The following is a 19,345-nucleotide window of genomic DNA, read 5'->3' as shown; positions in this document are numbered from 1 at the left end:
TATGTTCCGTTGGTTAGATCCTTACGCCAAACCTGAGACTTTGTACCATCTGTGTGGCCGCTTATTGCCTTATCTGATGGCGCTGGCTGTATTTACCTTAGTGCTGGGCAATATCTGGGGCCTGGCTTTTAGTCCTGCCGATTATCAACAAGGCGACAGTTACCGCATTATTTATATTCATGTGCCTTCTGCCATCTGGTCCATGGGCGCATACAGCAGTATGGCTATTGCTGCTTTTATTGGCTTAGTCTGGCAAATCCGGGTGGCGCAATGGGCCGTATTAGCCATAGCTCCAATAGGAGCTGTGTATACCGCTATTGCGTTAATTACCGGAGCTGCCTGGGGCAAACCTATGTGGGGCACCTGGTGGGTATGGGATGCACGTTTAACCTCTGAACTGGTGTTGCTGTTTTTGTATTTAGGTGTGATTGCGTTAGCTGGTGCTTTTTCAGAAGCGGCGCGTGGCATTAAAGTAGCCTCTTTGCTGGCCATAGTGGGTGTGGTTAATCTGCCTATTATTCACTTCTCGGTAGAGTGGTGGAATACCCTGCATCAAGGCGCCACTATTACGAAGTTTGCCAAACCTTCGATTGACCCGTCGATGTTATGGCCACTGTTGATCAGCCTTTTAGGTTTTGCCTTGTTGCTGGCGGCGCTCACCTGTTTACGATTACGCAGTCAGATTTTGATGTTTGAACAACACAGACCCTGGGTACGACAACTGGTTGAGTCAAAGAATGGAGAGCAGAACTAATGGCTTTTACATCCTGGGCAGACTTTTGGGCCATGGGCGGTTACGCTCTTTTTGTCTGGTTATCATTTGGTACCACTTATGGATTGCTGCTTGGCTTGTGGTGGTACAGCAAGCAGCAACATAAAAACATACAACAACAAATCCGCGCCAAAGCAGCGCGGGAACAACGGGTGCGGCAACATCAGGAGAAAGAGAAGTAGATGAATCCGAGACGTCAGAAACGCTTAGTGGCTGTAACGGCCTTTGTGTTGTTGTTAGGTGGTGCTATAGGCGCCATGTTGTATGCATTGCAACAAAATATTGATTTGTTTTATACGCCCAGCCAGTTGATCGAAGGCATAGGGGATAAAAAAGTAAAACCTGAAGTGGGCCAGCGCCTGCGTATAGGTGGCATGGTGGTTAAAGGATCGGTGCGCCGTGCTCCTGACTCGCTGAAAGTCAGCTTCGATTTAGTCGACACAGGCCCAATAGTGACAGTGGAGTATGAAGGCATATTGCCGGATTTATTCCGTGAAGGGCAGGGCATAGTGGCTCAAGGTGTGCTGGTGGATAAAACCACCATTTTAGCTTCAGAAGTGTTAGCCAAACACGATGAAGAGTATATGCCGCCTGAAGTGGCTGAAGCCTTAAAAGGTATTAAGCATGTACCGCCTTCGCAGTTGTATAAAGAGTCTGATAAAGGTCAGCAGCCATGATTGCAGAATATGGTCAACTGGCGCTAACCTTTGCCTTTTGTGTTTCTCTGGCTTTAGCTATAGTGCCTTTGTATGGCAGCTTTAAAGGCAATCAAACTGCATTAGAGCTGGGTAATCCGCTGGCTTATGCACTGTTTTTTCTGACTGCCTTTTCATTCTGGGCTTTGTCTTACGCCTTTTGGGCCAATGATTTTACTGTCGTTTATGTGGCCAGCAACTCGAATTCTTTATTGCCATGGTACTACCGTTTAACGGCCGTCTGGGGAGGACATGAAGGCTCCATGCTGCTGTGGTTGCTTACTCTGGCAGGATGGATTGGTGCAGTTGCCTTGTTTTCCCGCAGCTTACCTTTGCAGTTTCAGGGCCGTATTTTAGGTGTGATGGGCTTAATAGCAGTGGGCTTTTATGCCTTTGTGCTCTTTATGTCCAATCCCTTTATGCTCAGTCTGCCATATTACCCTGTCGATGGCCGTGATTTAAATCCGCTGTTGCAGGATTTTGGCATGATCATTCACCCTCCTATGCTGTATATGGGTTATGTAGGTTTTGCGGTGTCTTTTGCTTTTGCCATAGCTGCGCTGATGGGCGGTAAGTTTGACAGTACCTGGGCACGTTGGGCCAGACCCTGGACTTTAGCGGCCTGGATGTTCCTGACGATGGGCATTATGCTCGGTAGCTGGTGGGCTTATGCTGAATTAGGCTGGGGCGGCTGGTGGTTCTGGGATCCGGTTGAAAACGCTTCTTTTATGCCATGGCTGGTTGGTACTGCGCTGATCCATTCTTTAGCTGTGACAGAAAAACGCGGTACTTTTAAATCCTGGACAGTGCTTTTGGCGATAGGCGCATTTTCGCTCAGCTTGTTAGGCGCCTTTTTAGTGCGTTCAGGCGTTTTAGTGTCTGTGCATTCTTTTGCTGCCGATCCGGATCGGGGTTTGTATTTATTGGCATTTTTACTGGTGGTGGTCGGCGGCTCTTTATTGCTGTACGCCATTCGGATGAACTCAGTACGCAGCCAGGCCCGTTACGAATTGTTTTCCCGTGAAGTGCTGCTGTGGGGCAATAATATTTTCCTGTTAACCGCCACTTTGGTGGTGTTACTAGGCACTTTGTTCCCACTGGTGCATAAAGAGTTGGGCTTAGGTTCCATCTCTATTGGCGAGCCGTTTTTTAACCAACTGTTTTATTACCTGGTGATCCCATTTTCGTTGTTATTGGGTTTAGGCCCCTGGGTGCGCTGGAAACAGCAACAAGTCCAACCTTTGTTAAAGCCGATGAGTTTAATTGCTATCGCCACTTTAATTCTGGCTTTAGGAACTATGGCTGCAACCCAAAGTATTCAGGCTAATTTGGCCTTGCTAGGTTTGTTATTAGGCGCCTGGGTTGGTTCATCCGCTATTTTTGAGTTGCTGCAGCGTTTGCAGCAGTTTGGCTCCATCACACAAGGCCTGACGAAACTCAATGCCAGTCATTTTGGTATGACGCTGGCGCATATTGGTTTTGCTGTGCTGGTGGTTGGGGTTGCTATGACCAAAACCTACAGTGTGGAAACTCAGGTCCGAATGAAAGCCGGTGATCAGGTCGAACTGGCTGGTTACCAGTTTAAGCTGGTGGAAGTCTACGACTTAAAAGGCCCTAACTACAGCGGCGAAGCAGCTGAATTGGATGTCAGTTATCAGGGCGACTATGTTACTCATTTACATGCAGAAAAACGCTTTTATACAGTGCAGCGCAGTGTCATGACCGAAGCTGCTGTGCATGCCCGTTTAAGCCGTGACTTGTACGTGGCTTTAGGCGAGTCGCTTTCAGAAGACAGCTGGGCTTTGAGTTTGTATGTGAAGCCTTTTGTGCGCTGGATTTGGTTAGGGGGTTTACTGATGTCGCTGGGTGCTTTGATAGCGCTTTGTGATAAGCGCTATCGTCGTCGTACTGTTGATCGAAAAGATACCACCGAACAGAAGGACAAAGCTGATGCGTAAACTGGCTTTTTTTATCCCCTTTGTGCTCTTTATTGGCTTGTCGGTATTTTTATTCAGTGGTTTGTTTTCTGATCCTATGGAGCGTGAGTCCTCGGTATTAAATAAACCACTTCCGGCATTTACCTTACCTGATCTGCAGCAGCCGGATAACCTCTGGACTGCAGAGAAGCTTAAAGGTAAGCCTTATTTGCTGAATGTCTGGGGCACCTGGTGTGTGACCTGTAATGCCGAACTGGCTTATCTGACCGAACTGCGTGAGCAGGGTGTGATGATTATAGGTTTGTATTATCAGCAACCGAGCGATGCGGCTTTTGGCGAGGTATTTAACCTGACTGCACTGCAGCAGGAAGTGGCATTGAAGCTCGAACAACAAGGCGATCCTTATCAGTGGAATATTCTGGATAAAGACCGCAGCCTGATTTTTGATTTAGGGGTCACAGGCGCGCCGGAAACCTTTTTGATCGATGCTAAAGGCATTATTCGTTATCACCATATAGGTGATATTAATCCGCAAGTCTGGCAACAGAAGCTGGCCGCTGCTTATCAAAGTTTAGAGGAGTAGGGCATGAAAGCATTTTTTCTAAGCCTGCTGTTGTTCACTGCAACAACTCAAGCCTCGCAAGCTTTGATTGAGTTTCAAAGCCCAGAGCAGCAAGCCTTGTTTAAAGAGCTTACTCAGGAATTACGTTGCCCTAAGTGTCAAAACCAGAATATTGCTGACTCCAACGCTGTAGTGGCTGTGGATATGCGCAATAAAACGCTGGAGCTGGTGCAGCAAGGGCAAGACAAAGATCAGGTGCTGGACTATATGAAAAGCCGTTACGGCGACTTTGTGCATTACCAGCCACCACTGAATAAATTTACGCTGATTTTATGGTTGTTGCCTGCATTAATGGCCTTTGGTCTGGTGCTGGTATTGCTGCTGCGACGCAGAGCTGAGCGCAGTGGTGCTGTGACTGAGTCAGCTGAGCAGGCAACGCCGCAACTGGAACAACAACTGGATCAGTTGATTGAGCAGTACAGGAGAAAAAGCTGATGCTGATGTCGTTAAGTTTTGCTGGCGCTTTAATGCTGGTACTTATTGTGCTGTTGCTGCTGTTTTTCCGCCGCAAAGGGGCTGGAGTGCAACTAAGCCCTGCGGTTCAGTTTGAAGAAAAACTGCAGCTGTTATCCCAGGCCAGGGACAATGGAGAATTAGCTGAACAGGACTTTACGCTGGCGGCTGCTGAATTAAAAACTCAATACCTGCAGCAGCAACAAAACCAACAGCGGGTTTCTGGTTCGCCAACTGCATGGGTGCTGGGCACCAGTGTTTTGGTGTTATTAGGCACAGTGTGGCTTTACAGTCTGACCGGCCATTTTACCGCGCTGCAAAACTGGCAAACTGCGCAGCAGCTATTGCCAGAGTACGGTGAGCGTGCACTACTGAATAAAGGTGAACCCTTAACTGAAGAAGAAATTAACCTTTTTGCTTTGGCGCTGCGCACTAAAATCAGTAAAGAAGGCGATGACGCCGTTGCCTGGTTTGTGATTGGCCGCATCTGGTTATCCAAAGGCATGTTAGATGATGCCATTGAAGCTTTTGAAAAGGCGCTGGCTTTAACACCGAACCGCATCAATGTGCTGATCAGCTACAGTCAGGCCTTGTTAGTGGCTGCTGGTGATGAACATCTGGCGAAAGCTGCGCGCAGTTTGTCCAACGTCTTACAACAGGACCCGGACAACACGGATGCACTTTCTATGCTGGCGATGGTGGCAGAAGAGCGGGGCGATAAAGAGCAGGCACAGCAAGCATGGCAGTTATTGTTGCCTAAGCTGGAGACCTCTGACCCACGTTATGCGCTGGTGCAACAAAAGCTGGGGCTGATGCCAGCAGAGGAGCAAAACTTTGAAACACCAGTATCAGGTCGTCAGGTTAATATCGAATTAACCATCAGCCCTGAACTGGCAGAGAAATACAAAACAGGCACTTTGTTTGTATTTGCCAAAGCAGTGGACGGGCCACCTTTGCCATTGGCTGTGCAAAAACTGCCGGTATTCAGTGGCACTCAGACCATTACCCTCAGTGAAGCTCAGGCGATGCAACAGGGCTGGACTTTAGCCAACGCCGATCGTATTCAAATCAGTGCCCGTTTGTCGTTGTCAGGTCAGGTGCTGAATGATGAAAATGGTCCGCAGGTACAGTCTGACGAACTCAGTTTTGACGAAGCAGCACTTCGTCTGAGCCTTAGCCTGCAGCCTTAACCCATGCTGAAGTTCGCTAAAAATACCGCTTTAAATTGATGCTTAAACAAGCAAAAGGTCAGGCTCTGGCCTTTTGCTTTCCCCTTCTGTCCTTTTGCCTCTTTTCATTTGATGTCCAATAGGCTATAACACGGCAGCTAAAAAACTATGTCCTGCTGTTTTGGCCCCTGTACTATGGGCTTGCACAGGTAGTATGTACTCCAAACCATAATTAAAATAAACCCACAATCTAGGATCACGTTATGAATCAACCGCCAGCTTCGGGGACTTTATTCGGTCATCCGAAAGGACTCTTCCTGCTTTTTTCCACAGAAATGTGGGAGCGCTTTTCCTACTACGGGATGCGCGCTTTACTTATTCTGACTTTAGTTGCCGCTACTGAATCCACTAACCCGGGCTTTGGTCTGAGTAATGGTGATGCGTTATTACTTTATGGTTACTACACAGGTTTGGTTTATGCCGCTACTTTGTTTGGTGGTTTGATTGCAGACAACCTGTTAGGCCAGCGTAAGTCTATTATTTTGGGTGGCGCTTTAATGGCTATTGGTCAGTACACTTTGTTTGCTGCCACGCCACACAGCATGTCGTTATTTTATGTAGGTTTAGGTTTTATTATTGCCGGTAACGGTTTATTTAAACCCAATATCTCTGCCATAGTAGGCGACCTGTATCCTCAGGGCGATGCCCGTCGTGACGGTGGTTTTACTATTTTTTATATGGGTATTAACTTAGGTGCTTTTATTGCGCCTTTAGTGACCTCTTCTTTAGGTGAAAGTGATGCTTTCGGCTGGCGTTATGGTTATTTAGCTGCAGGTATAGGTATGACCTTATCTGTGGTTATTCAGCTGTTGTTTGCTCAAAAGTACTTAGGTGACTTAGGTAAAGTACCAGGTCGTATTTCATCCCGCAGCGCATCTGGTACGCCAACTCCTTTAACCAAAGTTGAATTTGACCGTTTGAGAGTAGTGTTATTCCTGTTTGTGTTTGTCACTATGTTCTGGCTGGCCTTTGAACAAGCTGGTGGTCTAATGAGTTTATTTGCTGCGGAACATACCGACCGTATGGTAGGTGCTTTTGAAGTTCCTGCAGGCTGGTTCCAGTCCTTAAACCCGTTATTTATCCTGATGTTTGCACCTTTATTTGCTTGGTTATGGGTCAAGCTGAATGCAATGAATAAGCAGCCTGACGCCCCTATCAAAATTTTGTTTGGTATGTTGCTAACCTCTATCGGTTTTATTTTCCTGATTGTTGGTGTATTTGAAATGCAGGTGAATCCTTCAGCTAAATCCAGCATGATGTGGTTAACTTTAGCCTTCTTATTCCATACCTTAGGTGAGCTTTGTATTTCTCCTGTCGGCTTGTCTTTAATGACCAAGCTGGCTCCGGTGAAATTAGCTTCGCTTATCATGGGTGTCTGGTTCCTGATGCCTGCTGTGGCTCATTATCTGGCAGGTTATGTTGGCGCTTATTCAGATACTGCCGGTGATAACAACGCTGTGGTTGAATTTGCTGCTTCCTTTGGCGTACAGGCTGCTCACGCTGGTTTACTGGTAGTCTTTGGTGGCATAGCTGTAGCACTGGTATTTTTCGCTGCATTGCTGTGGATGTTATCCGGTACTTTAGTACGCTGGATGCATGGCGCAGAGCGTATGCAAAGCTAAAGCTATAAAGCTATAAATAAAGGCCAGACGGAGCAATCCTCTGGCCTTATTTTTTGGAGTAAAAGATGAAATTAGTTTATGTGTTCTGTGGTTTATTGAGTTTTCAGCTCATGGCAGGCAGCCTGACCTGGCAGAAAAAAGCGGATCTGTTACTAGAGCGTGTTGACGTTTCGAGATTAAATTTTGTTCGTTCTGGCGCCGCTTTGAACGCGAAACGAGGAGCGAAGTTTAGTTATTCTAAATGAGCGACGAGTGAAGCTTCCGCTCCTGCTCACGCCCCTTACCTACATCCATGTAGGCAACAAAGTTCAGGGCGCCGCCAGACGAACCCGAAGGGCAGCGCCTGGCCGGCCTTTCTGCTGCGTTAGCACTCGTTTATGTAGAATAACTACACTGCACTCGCGCTGCCTTGCATAAAAACCGGCCAGACTGCTGCAAAAATAACCCTGAAACGTCAACACGCTCTAACGGTACAGGAAATTTATCCGGCAGTATTTCAGGGAGAAATTTATGTAGCGGGTGGCCTGAGCTCTGAGCTGCCAAAACAACAGGGCCAGATGACGGCCGCAGTGCAAATCTACAATGCAAAAACCAATACATGGCGTTATGGCCCTGCTTTGCCTGAAGGGCGTCACCATGGCCAACTGGTCGCTGTAAAAGAGCAGTTGTTTTTATTTGGTGGTTTTATTCAGGCCAATGGTGGCAACTGGAGTGCCAGCGCTGATGTACTGAAGCTGGATCTGCAACAGCAGCGCTGGTTAAAAGTAGCCAGCCTGCCGCAGCCATTAAGTGAAATGCTTGAGGATAAAGTTCATTTGCTTTCTGGTCGCTCGCCTGTACCTGAAGCAAATGCTCAGTGGCAGGATCAGGCCGATGTGGCTATACATTGGGTTTTTGACCCACAGAGCTTTACAATCACAACAGCACCGAAAGTGCCACAAGCCAAAAATAGTGCTGCTGCAGTAGTCTATGAAGGAAAAGGTTATTTGCTGGGTGGAAGGCAAGTTCAGGCTGGCAATAAGGCTGATGTGCATAGTTATGATGCTAAAAGCCAAACATGGCTGGTGTTGACTCCAATGCCGGAAGCTCAGGCCGGCTTAGCTGCTGCAGTGCTCAATGGCAAACTATGGGCACTGGGCGGTGAGTTTTTTCAGCAGGGAGGTGGCGTATTTAGCAAAGTATGGGCTTATTCTTTTACAGAGCGACGTTGGCAGCAGTTGGGTGAGATGCCCACACCACGTCATGGCTTAGGCGTTGTGGTGTTGGATAACAGCATTTATCTGATAGGGGGTGCTACAGCTGCTGGGTTAAAACAGACCAGTGCTGTGCTGGAACAGCTTAGCCTGCAATAAAATTAGTCAGCATAAAAGTGTGAACAGCGGTTCAATAAATGGCCAGCATAAGCTGGCCCTTAAGGTAAACCCTGGTTAAGGTAAATATTCGTCCAGATAACTTTCATCTTCTTCGGCTTTTTTCGGTGGATTGCCGTCGTAGACTTTAAATTCAACCCGCTGGAAATAAGCTTCTTTAATAAAGGCGTATGGATCCACTGAATCGTTCAGCAGCTGTTCCATCGACATCATTTGTTCACGTCCATCCAAAGCAGACACAGTAAAACGTGTTATGGTCAGATTTGAATTTAACATGCCTAACGGGAAATACAGGCCGTCGACCACACCAGCAACCAGACCTCTTGTTGTGGTTGGCCCCATGGCAGGGATCATCAGATAAGGGCCATCGCCGACACCCCAGACCGCCAGTGTCTGATTAAAGTCTTCATCTTGTGCGTTTAAATCAATACGGCTTGCGACGTCAAATAAACCAAATAAACCTAAGGAGCTGTTTAATACAAAACGGCCCAGGCTGATGGCTGCACTTTTAGGTTTAGCTTGCAGTAATCCATTGACGAAACTGGCTGGTTCGCTCAGGTTATTGACCATATTGGCAACACCGGTACGGGCTGGTTTTGGTACGACCGTCATATAACCCACAGTGACAGGGCGCAATACATAAGCATCCAGCACATCGTAGTTAAAATCCCAGATATCACGGTTGACGGATTCTAAAGGGTCCCGGGGATCCTGATAATTGGTTTGTGCTTGTTGTTCGTCCACTGCCTTTTTGCTGGCGCAACCCGTTGCCATCAGCAGTACCAGGCACGACACTAAAACAGGCTTCATGCGTAAGACCATAAATTTGCATCCGTTGAGGGGGAAATAACAGGTTGATGATTATACTTGTAAAGCAGGATTTGGATCATCAGCTTTACTGCATTGATTTGTACTCATTAGTAAAAAAACTTGTAACAGCCTGAAAAATACAGCTGAACCAACACAATACCTTATTTTAATACCTCTGGTACAGCTACAGAGAACTGTTGTTGCTCGAGACTAAAGATCTCTTTTTCAACTCTCAGCCAGCTTTGGCTGTAATCCCAGTCAGAGCTTAATGGCAACCAGTTCATACCATCCAATACGCAGTTTAAGTTAAACAAAAAAGGATGGGTTCCTTGCAGCCGTTCGATGCTGTAGGTTTCACTGGCACTGCTTAGCAAAGCTATGCTGCCAAAAGAGATTGCCCAATTTGCAAAGGCCATCAGATCGACTGTAGCCCCGGCTTTAGGTTGCAGCTCATTGGCATCTATGGCTTGTTGCAGTAAAACATCGATCATCTGTGTGACTTCTTTTTCCAGCTCCTGCTGCATAGTCAGACGAGCAGGTGAGCTTTTTTCCTGGACCCAGGGCGATTTGGCCGTCAGCACACAGCTAAACAGAACAGGTTGCAGTTTTGCCGCTAATAAATAGGCCTGATGCAATGCCAGCGCTATTTCTCTGGTATTCCCCTCAAACCGCAGGGCTTTTTTAAATAAACTGATTTCATGACGCAAGGAAGCATTACACAAGGCTGTGATCACATCTTCTTTACTGGAAAAATGATTGTAGATAGTGCCTTTGGAATAGGGGCTGGCTGCCGTTAGTTTATCCATTGTCAGATTGGCATAACTTTCAGCTTCAACCAGTTGCTGTGCTATGTGCAGCAATTCCTGTTCACGATCGGCAATGGCCTGCTGCTTTTTGCTAAACCTTTGCTGTAAAGGGCAGCTGCGGCTTTCCTTAGCTGCAGTGGTGATGTCACACAAAAACTTCAGCATAAAAGATGATTTTTCCTGTTCACTTACATCAGAACTCTCTGATTTAGCATACCCCAAACTGTGTTCATCAGGGGTTTGTTATCTGTTGGAATAACAAAACCCTGCGTTTAGTGAGGATATAGCTAAAGTACTACAACTTCAGCTTAGTGCGGGCTTGTTGTAAGTGAGGGCGGCATAAAGCAAATGTCAGAGGTCGGGTCAACAGCGGATAAGCGGCCAGCAACACCAGTATAGTGAGGGTGCTTTGCCATGAATCCCATTGGGCTATCACTAAAAACAACGGAATTAAAATAGCCAGTTTCAGCAGGTTCAGCAGCAGTTTTTGTGGTATGGGCACTTGTTCTGTTGCACTTCGGATCACCTGCATCCGCTGTGCAAATTTAAGGTCTTTGAGTTCAGGAATAGTTTGGCTACTAAAATACATGGGGCATACTCCAAAAAAACAGGCCCCGCGAACACAGGGCCTTTTATACAGACAGCAGCAATCAGAGTGATTTTAACTGAGCCACTACATCGGTCAGTGGCAGCATTACTTTGTCACCCGTCAGACGGTTTTTCAGCTCAACTTTCTGCTCATCCAGATTACGCTCGCCTACTATGATGTGATAAGGCACACCTACCAGTTCCATATCGGCAAACATCACACCAGGACGCTCTTTGCGGTCATCAAACAGTACTTCAAAGCCAGCTGCAGTCAGTTCTTTGTAAAGCTGCTCTGCCGCTTCCTGAATGCGCACCGACTTGTGCATATTCATCGGCACTATAGCCACCTGAAACGGTGCTATAGCCACAGGCCATTTAATGCCGTATTCGTCATGATTTTGCTCAATAGCAGCGGCAACAATACGGGACACACCCACACCATAACAGCCCATAGTCATAATTTGGTGTTTGCCTTCTTCGTTTAATACGCCAGCTTTCATGGCTGATGAATAACGGTCACCCAGCTGGAAAATATGACCTACTTCAATACCACGGCGAATGACTAAATGGCCTTGGCCACATGGGCTTGGATCGCCTTCTACCACGTTACGTAAGTCAGCGACCTGATAAGCCGTGATGTCACGGTCGAAATTCACCCCAGTGAAGTGGAAACCATCTTTGTTAGCACCAGTGACAAAATCTGCCAAATGGGCGGCTGCATGATCCACAATAACAGGAATAGCTAAGCCAACAGGGCCCACAGAACCTGGTTTAGCGCCTGTGACTGCAATCACATCTTCTTCTGAAGCAAACTGCAGCGGGGAGGCCACCAGTGGGTGTTTTTCCGCTTTGATTTCGTTTAAATCGTGATCGCCACGCAGCACTAAAGCCACGACTTTAGATCGCCAGGTGTTTTCCAGTGTTTCAGCATCTGCATCGGCCAATAAGACTTTTAACTCATCAAAGCTAAGTTCCGGGTTCAACTGAACCAACAAAGTTTTGGCGACTGCTGAAGCATCCACTGTTAAAAAGGCAGAGACCTCTTCAATAGTTTTGGCATGTGGGGTTGCCACTTCGGTTTTGGCTTGCGTTGCTGCAGGGCGCTGGCCTTGAGGAGGCAAAGCTTCAGCTTTTTCGATATTGGCGGCGTAATCGCTGCCATCAGAAAATACAATAGCGTCTTCACCTGATGCGGCCAGTACATGGAATTCATGTGACATGCTGCCACCAATAGCGCCGGTATCAGCCAATACCGGGCGGAAATCCAAACCTAGGCGGGTAAAGATATTGCAGTACGCCTGATACATAGCGTCATAAGTTTGCTGCAAACTTTCCTGGCTTAAGTGGAAAGAGTAAGCGTCTTTCATTAAAAATTCGCGGGCACGCATCACACCAAAACGTGGACGACGTTCGTCACGGAATTTGGTTTGAATCTGATACAAATTAACAGGCAGCTGTTTGTAGCTGCTGATTTCTTTACGGACTAAATCGGTGATCACTTCTTCATGAGTTGGGCCTAAAACAAAATCACGCTGGTGACGGTCTTTAAAACGCAGTAGTTCAGCGTCCATTTTTTCCCAGCGACCCGATTCCTGCCACAGCTCAGCATGCTGCACTACAGGCATCAGTACTTCGATAGCACCTGCTTTGTTCATTTCTTCGCGGACAATGTTCTCAACCTTGCGTAAAACCCGCAAGCCACTGGGCAACCAGGTGTATAAACCTGATGCCAGACGACGCACCATACCGGCACGTAACATCAACTGATGGCTGATAATTTCGGCATCGGCCGGGGTTTCTTTCATAGTGGAGAGTAAATACTGACTTGTCCGCATAAATAAATAGTTCCGTGTTTTTTAAGTTTAATTGCTTTGGAAATTGGCCGTTATTGTAACAAGCTCGTTACTGCGGCAGAAGTTTAATCTGATGTTTTATCCACTCTGCGGTCAGATTTTGCCCCGCCACCATACCACCCAGACTGTAGAGCTCATTGTTCATCGTCACTAAAGTGCGTAAATCCATCACCGCAGTGGTATTTTCAGCCTTGAGCCAGCTTTTGTCTGTAATTGAATAAGCCCAGACCTGGGCAGAAGGCTCAGCCGGAGTACCGTTGTAGCCTATGCCATTGTAGTTATAAGCGGTTTCGCTGCCACCAATAAATACAATCAACTCTTTGCCATCCTGTTTTACCGCAGCAGCTGCCATGCGGTAACGGGCTTTGCCTGTCGGGTGCTGAATTTGCTGCCAGCTGATCCTGTTAGGGTTGGATGTGTTGATTTCACCTAACCAGCACTGAGCTTCGGTTTCATACTGACGTGGTAAGGTTTGATAACTGACTTTGACTCCATCACACAACAGCATATGCTGGCCTGATAAAGCGCCTGCCAGACCAAAAGTGGGGGTACCCGGAAAAGGTGTCGCCTGACTCCATTTCTGAGTGAAGTTATCAAACAGCTGTATTAAGTTTACATTGCCATCCTGAGACCAGCCGCTGGCCAGATAGATATATCTGTTTTTGTAAGCCAAAGCCACACTATCATCTACAGCCACCGGCATATCCGGCAGCTTGTTATAGGCTTTGGTGACAGGGCTGTAACGGTAGCCTTCGCTGCTGGACACTTCAGTGCCATTGGCCGCTACTGTGTAGCCTCCAAATATAAAAAAGTGATTTTGTAAGGTAACGCCAGTACTGGCCAGCCGGCCACTTAAACGTTGGCGGCTTGGAACTACTGGCGCTTTCAGCCAGGTCGGATCGCCTACAGTCCATTGCCACACTCTGTTATGCACATCAGCATGGGTTTTACCTGATGAGAGCCCCATAAAACTGCTGACATAAGTGCGGCCCGCTACGCTGGTGCTCATCACCAAATTGTTACTGACGGCTTCGGGCAATGCGGGCAATTGTGCCGCGCTCAGCAACAAAGGCGCGCTAAGACTCAGACAAAGACTGAATTTCATGAGCCTGTTGCTCGTTAACCCGGCTGATTTATGGAACTTGCCTGATTTCTGTAACATGGTTATGTACTCCGTTCACTGTCCATTTGATATTAAAGTGATACAGCGTCATGCCGTAGCTTTGTTGTTCCGCTTTTTGTTTTTTGTAAGGAGGGCGCGGGTCTTGTTTTAACACTTTTTCTATCAATACTGCTAATTCCGGCTGATCTTTTTGCCGCTGACAAAATTCCAGCACTGCAGGTTCAAAACTGACCGTCATGTCGGTTTCTGGTGCTGCATCGGCAAAACCACCTGCGGCATCCGGCAAGGCATCTGCGTAGGGCAGGTAAGGCTTAATATCCAGTATTGGTGTGCCATCAAGCAGGTCAACGCCAGACAACTGAATGATCAGACGGCCTTGTTTGCGTACTACGCCTTCAAGTTTTACGACAGAAAGGCCAATTGGGTTTGGTCTGAATGTGGCGCGGGTGGCAAAAACGCCTTTTTTTTCATTGCCACCCAAACGTGGCGGCCGCACCAGCGGTGACCAGCCTTTATCGGCCGTTTCATGAAATACAAAGACCAGCCATAAGTGGCTGAAGGCTTCGATGCCCCGCACTATAGCATCATCGTCATAGCCAGGTTCCAACACCAGTTCAGCTTTAGCTTCGGCAATCAGACCAGGCTGACGGGGTATGGCGAACTTTTGTTTGTAGGGAGAGCGGATGGTGCCCAGCACCTGCATTTGATAAGAGGGCATCAGTTCCTCAGTAGATAAAAAGCCAGCAATAGGCAAAAAACGGAGTCTATTATGGCGTTGCAAGACTTAAAGGACAAGCAAAGCTCTGATTGAAAATAACTTTACAATAGTGTTAAAACTTGGGATTAATAGCAGGCAGGTGCTGCACTTTACAGGTAGCACAGAGCAAAGAGCGGTTAAAGCTGCCGGATTATACCCAAGTGAGAACAACCAAAACCACCTGAATCCACTTTACTTATGCAGCGTTTTGCTGCGTTTTTGCTATGGCTTGACGAGAGTTGATAATGGAAAAGAAAGTTTTATTAATTGAATGCCCGGATTCAAAAGGTTTGATCGCACAGATTACCAATATTTGCTACAAACACCAGCTGAACATTATCCGCAATACCGAATATGTAGACCCGGATTCGGGGCAATTTTTTATGCGTACTCAGCTTGAAGGCATTTTTAATGACAAAACCCTGATGCTGGATTTGGACAGAGCTTTGCCACAAGGCAGCAGCCGTCAGCTAGTGGCTGCAGGGCGAAAAAAAGTAGTGATCCTTGTGACCAAAGAAGCGCATTGCCTGGGTGATATTTTAATGAAGGTGTATGACGGCTCGCTGAAACTGGATATAGCTGCTGTAGTGGGTAATCATCCGGATTTGCAAAGCCTGGCAGAGAAGTTTGATATTCCCTATCACTTTGTCAGTCATATCGACAGGAGCCGTGAGCAACATGAAGCTGCGTTGCAGCAGGTGATAGACCCTTATCAGGCTGATTATCTGGTGCTGGCTAAGTTTATGCGGGTATTAAGCCCTGCTTTTGTCGCACATTATAAAGAACGTATTATCAATATTCACCATAGCTTTTTGCCTGCCTTTATTGGCGCTAATCCTTATCATCAGGCGCATAAAAGAGGCGTCAAGATTATTGGCGCTACAGCGCATTTTGTCACCGATGATCTGGACGAAGGCCCTATTATTAAGCAACTGGTGACGCCAGTGGATCATACCTACAGCGCTATGGATATGGTCAAAGCGGGCCGCGATGTGGAAAAAAACGTGCTGAGTAAAGCCTTGCAACTGGTGTTGGAAGACAGGGTGTTTGTGCATGGCAATAAAACAGTGATCTTATAGCAGATATTTTATAAAACGGGCCGCAGATCAGCGGCTTGTCTCGATTTTTCTGCTAAAACGGCTATGCTCAAAAAAACAAAAATAAGGCACTAGTCAGATGTCAGGTAAAAGAGAAGTTGAATTCAGATTTTTAGCAGAACCTACCCATGTCAACTTTGGTGGCAAAGTACATGGCGGTATGGTGATGAAATGGATTGATCAGGTGGCTTATGCCTGTGCAGCAGGCTGGAGCGGTTTGTATTGTGTCACTATCTCTGTAGGAACTATTCGTTTCAGACGACCTATTCTGGTGGGGCATCAGGTGGAGCTGATTGCCCGTATTGTCTACACAGGCAATACCAGTATGCATGTGCTGGTGCAGGTGCGCTCAGGAGATACCAAAGGGGGTGACATGCTGGAGACCAACCATTGTATTATCAGCTTTGTTGCTTTGGACGCTGAAGGTCATACAGCGGCAGTACCAGCCTGGGTTCCACAGACAGAAGAAGATAAATTTTTGCAGGCTTACGCCGTGAAAACCAAAGCCTTTTCGCAAGAAGTAGAACAAAACATGCTGGATTTTTATCAGGAGACCCACCAATGAAAGCCCTGTGTTTAATAATTGCGCTTTTTAGTTTTTCATTAACCGCTGCAGAGCCGGTGTTACATCCTGAACTGGAAATTTTCCGGCCTTTTTTGGATAGTCACTGGGAAGGGGATTTAACAGAACCGGACAAAGAGAAAAAAATGATTGATCGCTCAAGCTGGACCAGAGCTTTAAACGGTCAGGCCATAAAAACTGTGCATTCGATTAATGATGGTGATTATGGCGGGGAGAGCATGATTTTCTGGGATCAAAAACAACAAAAAATTGCCTATTACTACTTCACTACAGCAGGTTTTTATACCCATGGCACTATGACGTACAACGTGGCTACCAAAAGTATTGAAGCGCTGGAAAAGGTTGAGAATAACAAGCAGGGGATCACTCAGGTGCGTTCTTCATCAGTACTGGATGAACAAGGTACACTGAAGGTCAGTTCAGAGTATTTAAAAGACGGAAATTGGGTAAAAGGGCACAGTGCTACTTATAAACGCGTGCCCCAAACCCAAGTGAAGTTTCGTTAGCTGTTATTTTTCGCTGACAAATTCTTCAGTCGGTTGCAGTGCATAGATATTATCTATTTGTGTGGCGCTGGAGTGACTGACGCGTAAATCTTTAATGTGGCCGTTACGCAGGCTGTAGACCCAACCATGCACGGTCAGCTGTTGCCCCCTTTCCCACGCATCCTGCACAAAACTGGTATGGCATACATTACGCACTTGCTCCATCACGTTCAGCTCACACAAGCGGTTTACTCTTTCGCCATCATCGGCAAAACCGTCCAGCTCTTCTCTGTGCAGTGCGTACACATCTTTGATGTTACGCAACCAGTTGTCGACAAAACCAATACGCTGCTTGTTCATTGCAGCAGCAACGCCGCCACAGCCATAATGCCCACAGACGATAATATGTTTTATTTTTAAAATATCGATAGCGTACTGCAGCACAGATAAACAATTGATGTCGGAGTGCAGCACCAGGTTGGCCACATTCCGGTGGACAAAAAGTTCACCCGGTAATAAGCCCACTATTTCATTGGCCGGAACCCTGCTGTCTGAACAGCCAATCCATAAATATTCAGGCGCTTGCTGCTCTGAAAGTTGCTTAAAAAAGCCCGGAGCTTCCTGCTCAACCCGCTCAGCCCATGATCTGTTATTGGCAAATAAGTGTTTTAACGAACGCATGGAATCACCCTATAGAAAACTGGCGCTACCATAACAGATCTTACCTGTTGGAGAACACCGACCAGCCATCAATAAACCGACCCGTCAAAGAAACAAATTCAGCGGCTATAAATCTGTCTGGCTGCTTAATGGCGCTCAGGGTATGATATCCCTATCAATAACGTAATGCTTATTGCAAGGACTATACAGCATGGTAAAGCTAAAAAAAGCAGTGATCCCAGTGGCAGGTTTAGGCACCCGAATGTTGCCTGCAACCAAAGCTATTCCAAAAGAAATGCTTCCTGTGGTGGACAAACCTTTGATCCAGTATGTAGTAGAGGAAGCAGCCGCTGCAGGGATCACTGAAATAGTGCTGGTGACCCATTCCAGTAAAAATTCGATTGAAAACCATTTTGATACCAGTTTTGAACTGGAAACCCAGCTTGAGAAAAGGGTTAAACGTTCTTTACTGGACGATGTGCGGTCGATTAACCCAAAAAATGTCACTGTGATCTCGGTACGACAGCCTGTGGCTTTAGGTTTAGGCCATGCCGTGTTATGTGCGGCACCCGTGGTAGGGAATGAGCCATTTGCAGTTATTTTACCCGATGTATTAATTGATAAATATCATGCCGATGCCCGTATTCACAATTTAAAAGCCATGATTGAACGTTTTGAAACTACAGGGGCCAGTCAGATTATGGTCGAGCCTGTACCTGCGTTGGACGTCAATAAGTACGGTATAGTCGATATTGCGGGCGAAGTGCTGTTGCAAGGGCAATCTGCTTTAATCCGTACTATGGTGGAAAAGCCTGATATTGAAGATGCCCCTTCCAATTTGGCTATTACAGGACGTTATGTTTTATCAGCCAAAGTTTGGGACTTGTTACGTCGCACAGCCCCTGGTGCTGGTGGTGAAATTCAGCTGACAGATGCTTTACATCATTTATTATTAATTGAAAAAATTGAAGCCTATCATTTACAAGGTAAGTCACATGACTGTGGAAGTAAAATAGGTTATCTCAAAGCTGTGGTTGAATACGCGTTGCAGGATAAAAAACTGTCAGATGAGTTCCGTAACTATTTGAAAGATCTGTCTCTGTTAAAAGACTAAATTGAAAAAATGTGCAACCACTCTTTCTTTTGTGTATCGTTTTTTTCATTAATCTTAGTATGTGTGGTAACGCACAGTTGGCTTTTGTCTCAGCTCAGTAGCTTTCAATCTTATTTAGTGAATAATATTGTATTTAAGCTTTAATTTAGAAGAATGATTCTGTACTATCTTTAATAGTATTTATCCATGGGAGATTTTCATGTCATTGTTACTCGATAAAAAAGAACTGAAAAAAGCCGCCAAAGAAATCACAACGGTCAAATTACATGAAGTAATTGAAACGTTAAATTCAGTATTGGTTGAACGCCAGAAAGAAACAGAAGTATTGTCTCAAATCCGTGCTTTAGCTAAAGCACAAGGTTTTACGCTGGAGCAACTTGGTTATCAGTTGAACGCTGATGTAGTTGTCAGCCATGATGATGACTCTGAATCTAAAGGCAAGCGTCCGGTTAAGCCAAAATTCAAAACCATCAATAAAGAAAGTCAGTTTTTCTATGTGGACGCAGGTAAATTAAATTTACTGAAAACCCATACGATGAAAAAGGCCTTAGTAGACCGTGGTATCAACGTAGTGCCATTCCATAAAGTAGAAAGCAAATACGGTAAAGATATCGAAGCTTTATTGGCGGAAGCGGGCACTCAGGCTGTTGAGAACTTCAATAGTAAAGTGGACGTGTGGAACGCGTGGGCTCAGGCCAATGGCGAAGAAATTCTGTCGAAGAAGTAATTTTCTTAAAATTACTTTTTTAGTAAAAAAAACCGGCTTGAG

Annotated in this window: 22 protein-coding genes; 15 read left to right on the top strand and 7 right to left on the bottom strand. The window is 46.3% G+C overall.

Features of this window, described 5'->3' with window-relative positions; translation table 11 throughout:
• The first annotated feature begins 1 nt into the window (after position 1).
• The 10 genes from RHEIN_RS07530 (at position 2) to RHEIN_RS07485 (ending at position 8,682) form a co-directional block, all read left to right on the top strand.
• The gene (locus tag RHEIN_RS07530) at positions 2-754 is read left to right on the top strand and encodes a heme ABC transporter permease (protein ID WP_040554750.1); all 753 of its coding nucleotides are present in this window, start codon (positions 2-4) and stop codon (positions 752-754) included.
• Positions 754-954, top strand: coding sequence for a heme exporter protein CcmD (ccmD, locus tag RHEIN_RS07525; RefSeq protein ID WP_008898381.1), 201 nt, complete (start codon positions 754-756; stop codon positions 952-954). The genes RHEIN_RS07530 and ccmD overlap by 1 nt, the downstream gene beginning before the upstream one ends.
• Positions 955-1,449 carry a cytochrome c maturation protein CcmE gene (ccmE, locus tag RHEIN_RS07520; protein ID WP_008898380.1) on the top strand — a complete coding sequence of 165 codons (495 nt, stop codon included), beginning with the start codon at positions 955-957 and terminating at the stop codon, positions 1,447-1,449.
• Positions 1,446-3,425 carry a heme lyase CcmF/NrfE family subunit gene (locus RHEIN_RS07515; RefSeq protein WP_008898379.1) on the top strand — a complete coding sequence of 660 codons (1,980 nt, stop codon included), beginning with the start codon at positions 1,446-1,448 and terminating at the stop codon, positions 3,423-3,425. The genes ccmE and RHEIN_RS07515 overlap by 4 nt, the downstream gene beginning before the upstream one ends.
• Complete coding sequence (locus RHEIN_RS07510) at positions 3,418-3,987, top strand: DsbE family thiol:disulfide interchange protein (protein ID WP_008898378.1); 570 nt, start codon at positions 3,418-3,420, stop codon at positions 3,985-3,987. The genes RHEIN_RS07515 and RHEIN_RS07510 overlap by 8 nt, the downstream gene beginning before the upstream one ends.
• Positions 3,988-3,990: 3 nt before the next feature.
• Positions 3,991-4,461, top strand: a complete 471-nt coding sequence (locus RHEIN_RS07505; protein WP_008898377.1) for a cytochrome c-type biogenesis protein — start codon at positions 3,991-3,993, stop codon at positions 4,459-4,461.
• Complete coding sequence (locus RHEIN_RS07500; RefSeq protein ID WP_008898376.1) at positions 4,461-5,669, top strand: tetratricopeptide repeat protein; 1,209 nt, start codon at positions 4,461-4,463, stop codon at positions 5,667-5,669. The genes RHEIN_RS07505 and RHEIN_RS07500 overlap by 1 nt, the downstream gene beginning before the upstream one ends.
• 242 nt (positions 5,670-5,911) lie before the next feature.
• Positions 5,912-7,330 carry a peptide MFS transporter gene (locus RHEIN_RS07495; RefSeq protein WP_008898375.1) on the top strand — a complete coding sequence of 473 codons (1,419 nt, stop codon included), beginning with the start codon at positions 5,912-5,914 and terminating at the stop codon, positions 7,328-7,330.
• Positions 7,331-7,395: 65 nt separating this feature from the next.
• Positions 7,396-7,575 (top strand): hypothetical protein, encoded by a 180-nt coding sequence (locus tag RHEIN_RS07490; RefSeq protein WP_008898374.1) that lies wholly within the window; start codon positions 7,396-7,398, stop codon positions 7,573-7,575.
• 159 nt (positions 7,576-7,734) lie between these two features.
• Positions 7,735-8,682, top strand: a complete 948-nt coding sequence (locus RHEIN_RS07485; RefSeq protein WP_040554748.1) for a Kelch repeat-containing protein — start codon at positions 7,735-7,737, stop codon at positions 8,680-8,682.
• A 75-nt stretch (positions 8,683-8,757) separates the two neighbouring features.
• Here RHEIN_RS07485 and RHEIN_RS07480 read toward each other — a convergent pair whose 3' ends face one another.
• From RHEIN_RS07480 to tsaA, 6 genes are all read right to left on the bottom strand, one after another.
• Positions 8,758-9,510 carry an MlaA family lipoprotein gene (locus RHEIN_RS07480; RefSeq protein ID WP_202797790.1) on the bottom strand — a complete coding sequence of 251 codons (753 nt, stop codon included), beginning with the start codon at positions 9,508-9,510 and terminating at the stop codon, positions 8,758-8,760.
• A 161-nt stretch (positions 9,511-9,671) separates the two neighbouring features.
• On the bottom strand, positions 9,672-10,481 hold the full coding sequence (locus RHEIN_RS07475; RefSeq protein WP_008898371.1) for a TetR/AcrR family transcriptional regulator: 810 nt from the start codon (positions 10,479-10,481) through the stop codon (positions 9,672-9,674).
• A 130-nt stretch (positions 10,482-10,611) separates the two neighbouring features.
• Positions 10,612-10,905: a DUF6170 family protein gene (locus tag RHEIN_RS07470; protein ID WP_008898370.1), complete on the bottom strand. Its 294-nt coding sequence runs from the start codon at positions 10,903-10,905 to the stop codon at positions 10,612-10,614.
• Between the two features lie 61 nt (positions 10,906-10,966).
• Positions 10,967-12,739, bottom strand: a complete 1,773-nt coding sequence (locus RHEIN_RS07465) for a proline--tRNA ligase (RefSeq protein WP_008898369.1) — start codon at positions 12,737-12,739, stop codon at positions 10,967-10,969.
• Positions 12,740-12,806: 67 nt separating this feature from the next.
• On the bottom strand, positions 12,807-13,862 hold the full coding sequence (locus RHEIN_RS07460) for a Kelch repeat-containing protein (RefSeq protein WP_040554746.1): 1,056 nt from the start codon (positions 13,860-13,862) through the stop codon (positions 12,807-12,809).
• A gap of 28 nt (positions 13,863-13,890) precedes the next feature.
• A complete protein-coding gene (gene tsaA / locus RHEIN_RS07455) occupies positions 13,891-14,598 on the bottom strand; it encodes a tRNA (N6-threonylcarbamoyladenosine(37)-N6)-methyltransferase TrmO (protein WP_008898367.1) in 708 nt (235 codons plus the stop codon).
• 284 nt (positions 14,599-14,882) lie between these two features.
• On the opposite strand from tsaA, the gene purU reads away from it, so the two are divergent.
• The 3 genes from purU (at position 14,883) to RHEIN_RS07440 (ending at position 16,823) form a co-directional block, all read left to right on the top strand.
• On the top strand, positions 14,883-15,716 hold the full coding sequence (gene purU, locus RHEIN_RS07450; RefSeq protein ID WP_008898366.1) for a formyltetrahydrofolate deformylase: 834 nt from the start codon (positions 14,883-14,885) through the stop codon (positions 15,714-15,716).
• A gap of 97 nt (positions 15,717-15,813) precedes the next feature.
• Positions 15,814-16,299, top strand: a complete 486-nt coding sequence (locus tag RHEIN_RS07445) for an acyl-CoA thioesterase (RefSeq protein WP_008898365.1) — start codon at positions 15,814-15,816, stop codon at positions 16,297-16,299.
• Positions 16,296-16,823 (top strand): hypothetical protein, encoded by a 528-nt coding sequence (locus RHEIN_RS07440; RefSeq protein ID WP_008898364.1) that lies wholly within the window; start codon positions 16,296-16,298, stop codon positions 16,821-16,823. Before RHEIN_RS07445 ends, RHEIN_RS07440 begins: the two co-directional genes overlap by 4 nt.
• Positions 16,824-16,826: 3 nt before the next feature.
• Here RHEIN_RS07440 and can read toward each other — a convergent pair whose 3' ends face one another.
• Positions 16,827-17,483 (bottom strand): carbonate dehydratase, encoded by a 657-nt coding sequence (gene can, locus RHEIN_RS07435; RefSeq protein ID WP_008898363.1) that lies wholly within the window; start codon positions 17,481-17,483, stop codon positions 16,827-16,829.
• Between the two features lie 190 nt (positions 17,484-17,673).
• Between can and galU the strand changes: the two genes are divergently transcribed.
• Together galU and RHEIN_RS07425 are read left to right on the top strand one after the other, a co-directional pair.
• Entirely contained in the window at positions 17,674-18,576 is a 903-nt protein-coding gene (galU, locus tag RHEIN_RS07430) for a UTP--glucose-1-phosphate uridylyltransferase GalU (protein ID WP_008898362.1), read from the top strand.
• A 199-nt stretch (positions 18,577-18,775) separates the two neighbouring features.
• Entirely contained in the window at positions 18,776-19,303 is a 528-nt protein-coding gene (locus tag RHEIN_RS07425; protein WP_008898361.1) for an H-NS family histone-like protein, read from the top strand.
• Positions 19,304-19,345 lie beyond the last annotated feature (42 nt).

The organism is Rheinheimera sp. A13L (assembly GCF_000217935.1).
Classification (GTDB): domain Bacteria; phylum Pseudomonadota; class Gammaproteobacteria; order Enterobacterales; family Alteromonadaceae; genus Pararheinheimera.
The sequence above is the reverse complement of the archived record's forward strand: the minus strand, read 5'-3'. Positions and strand labels throughout refer to the sequence as shown.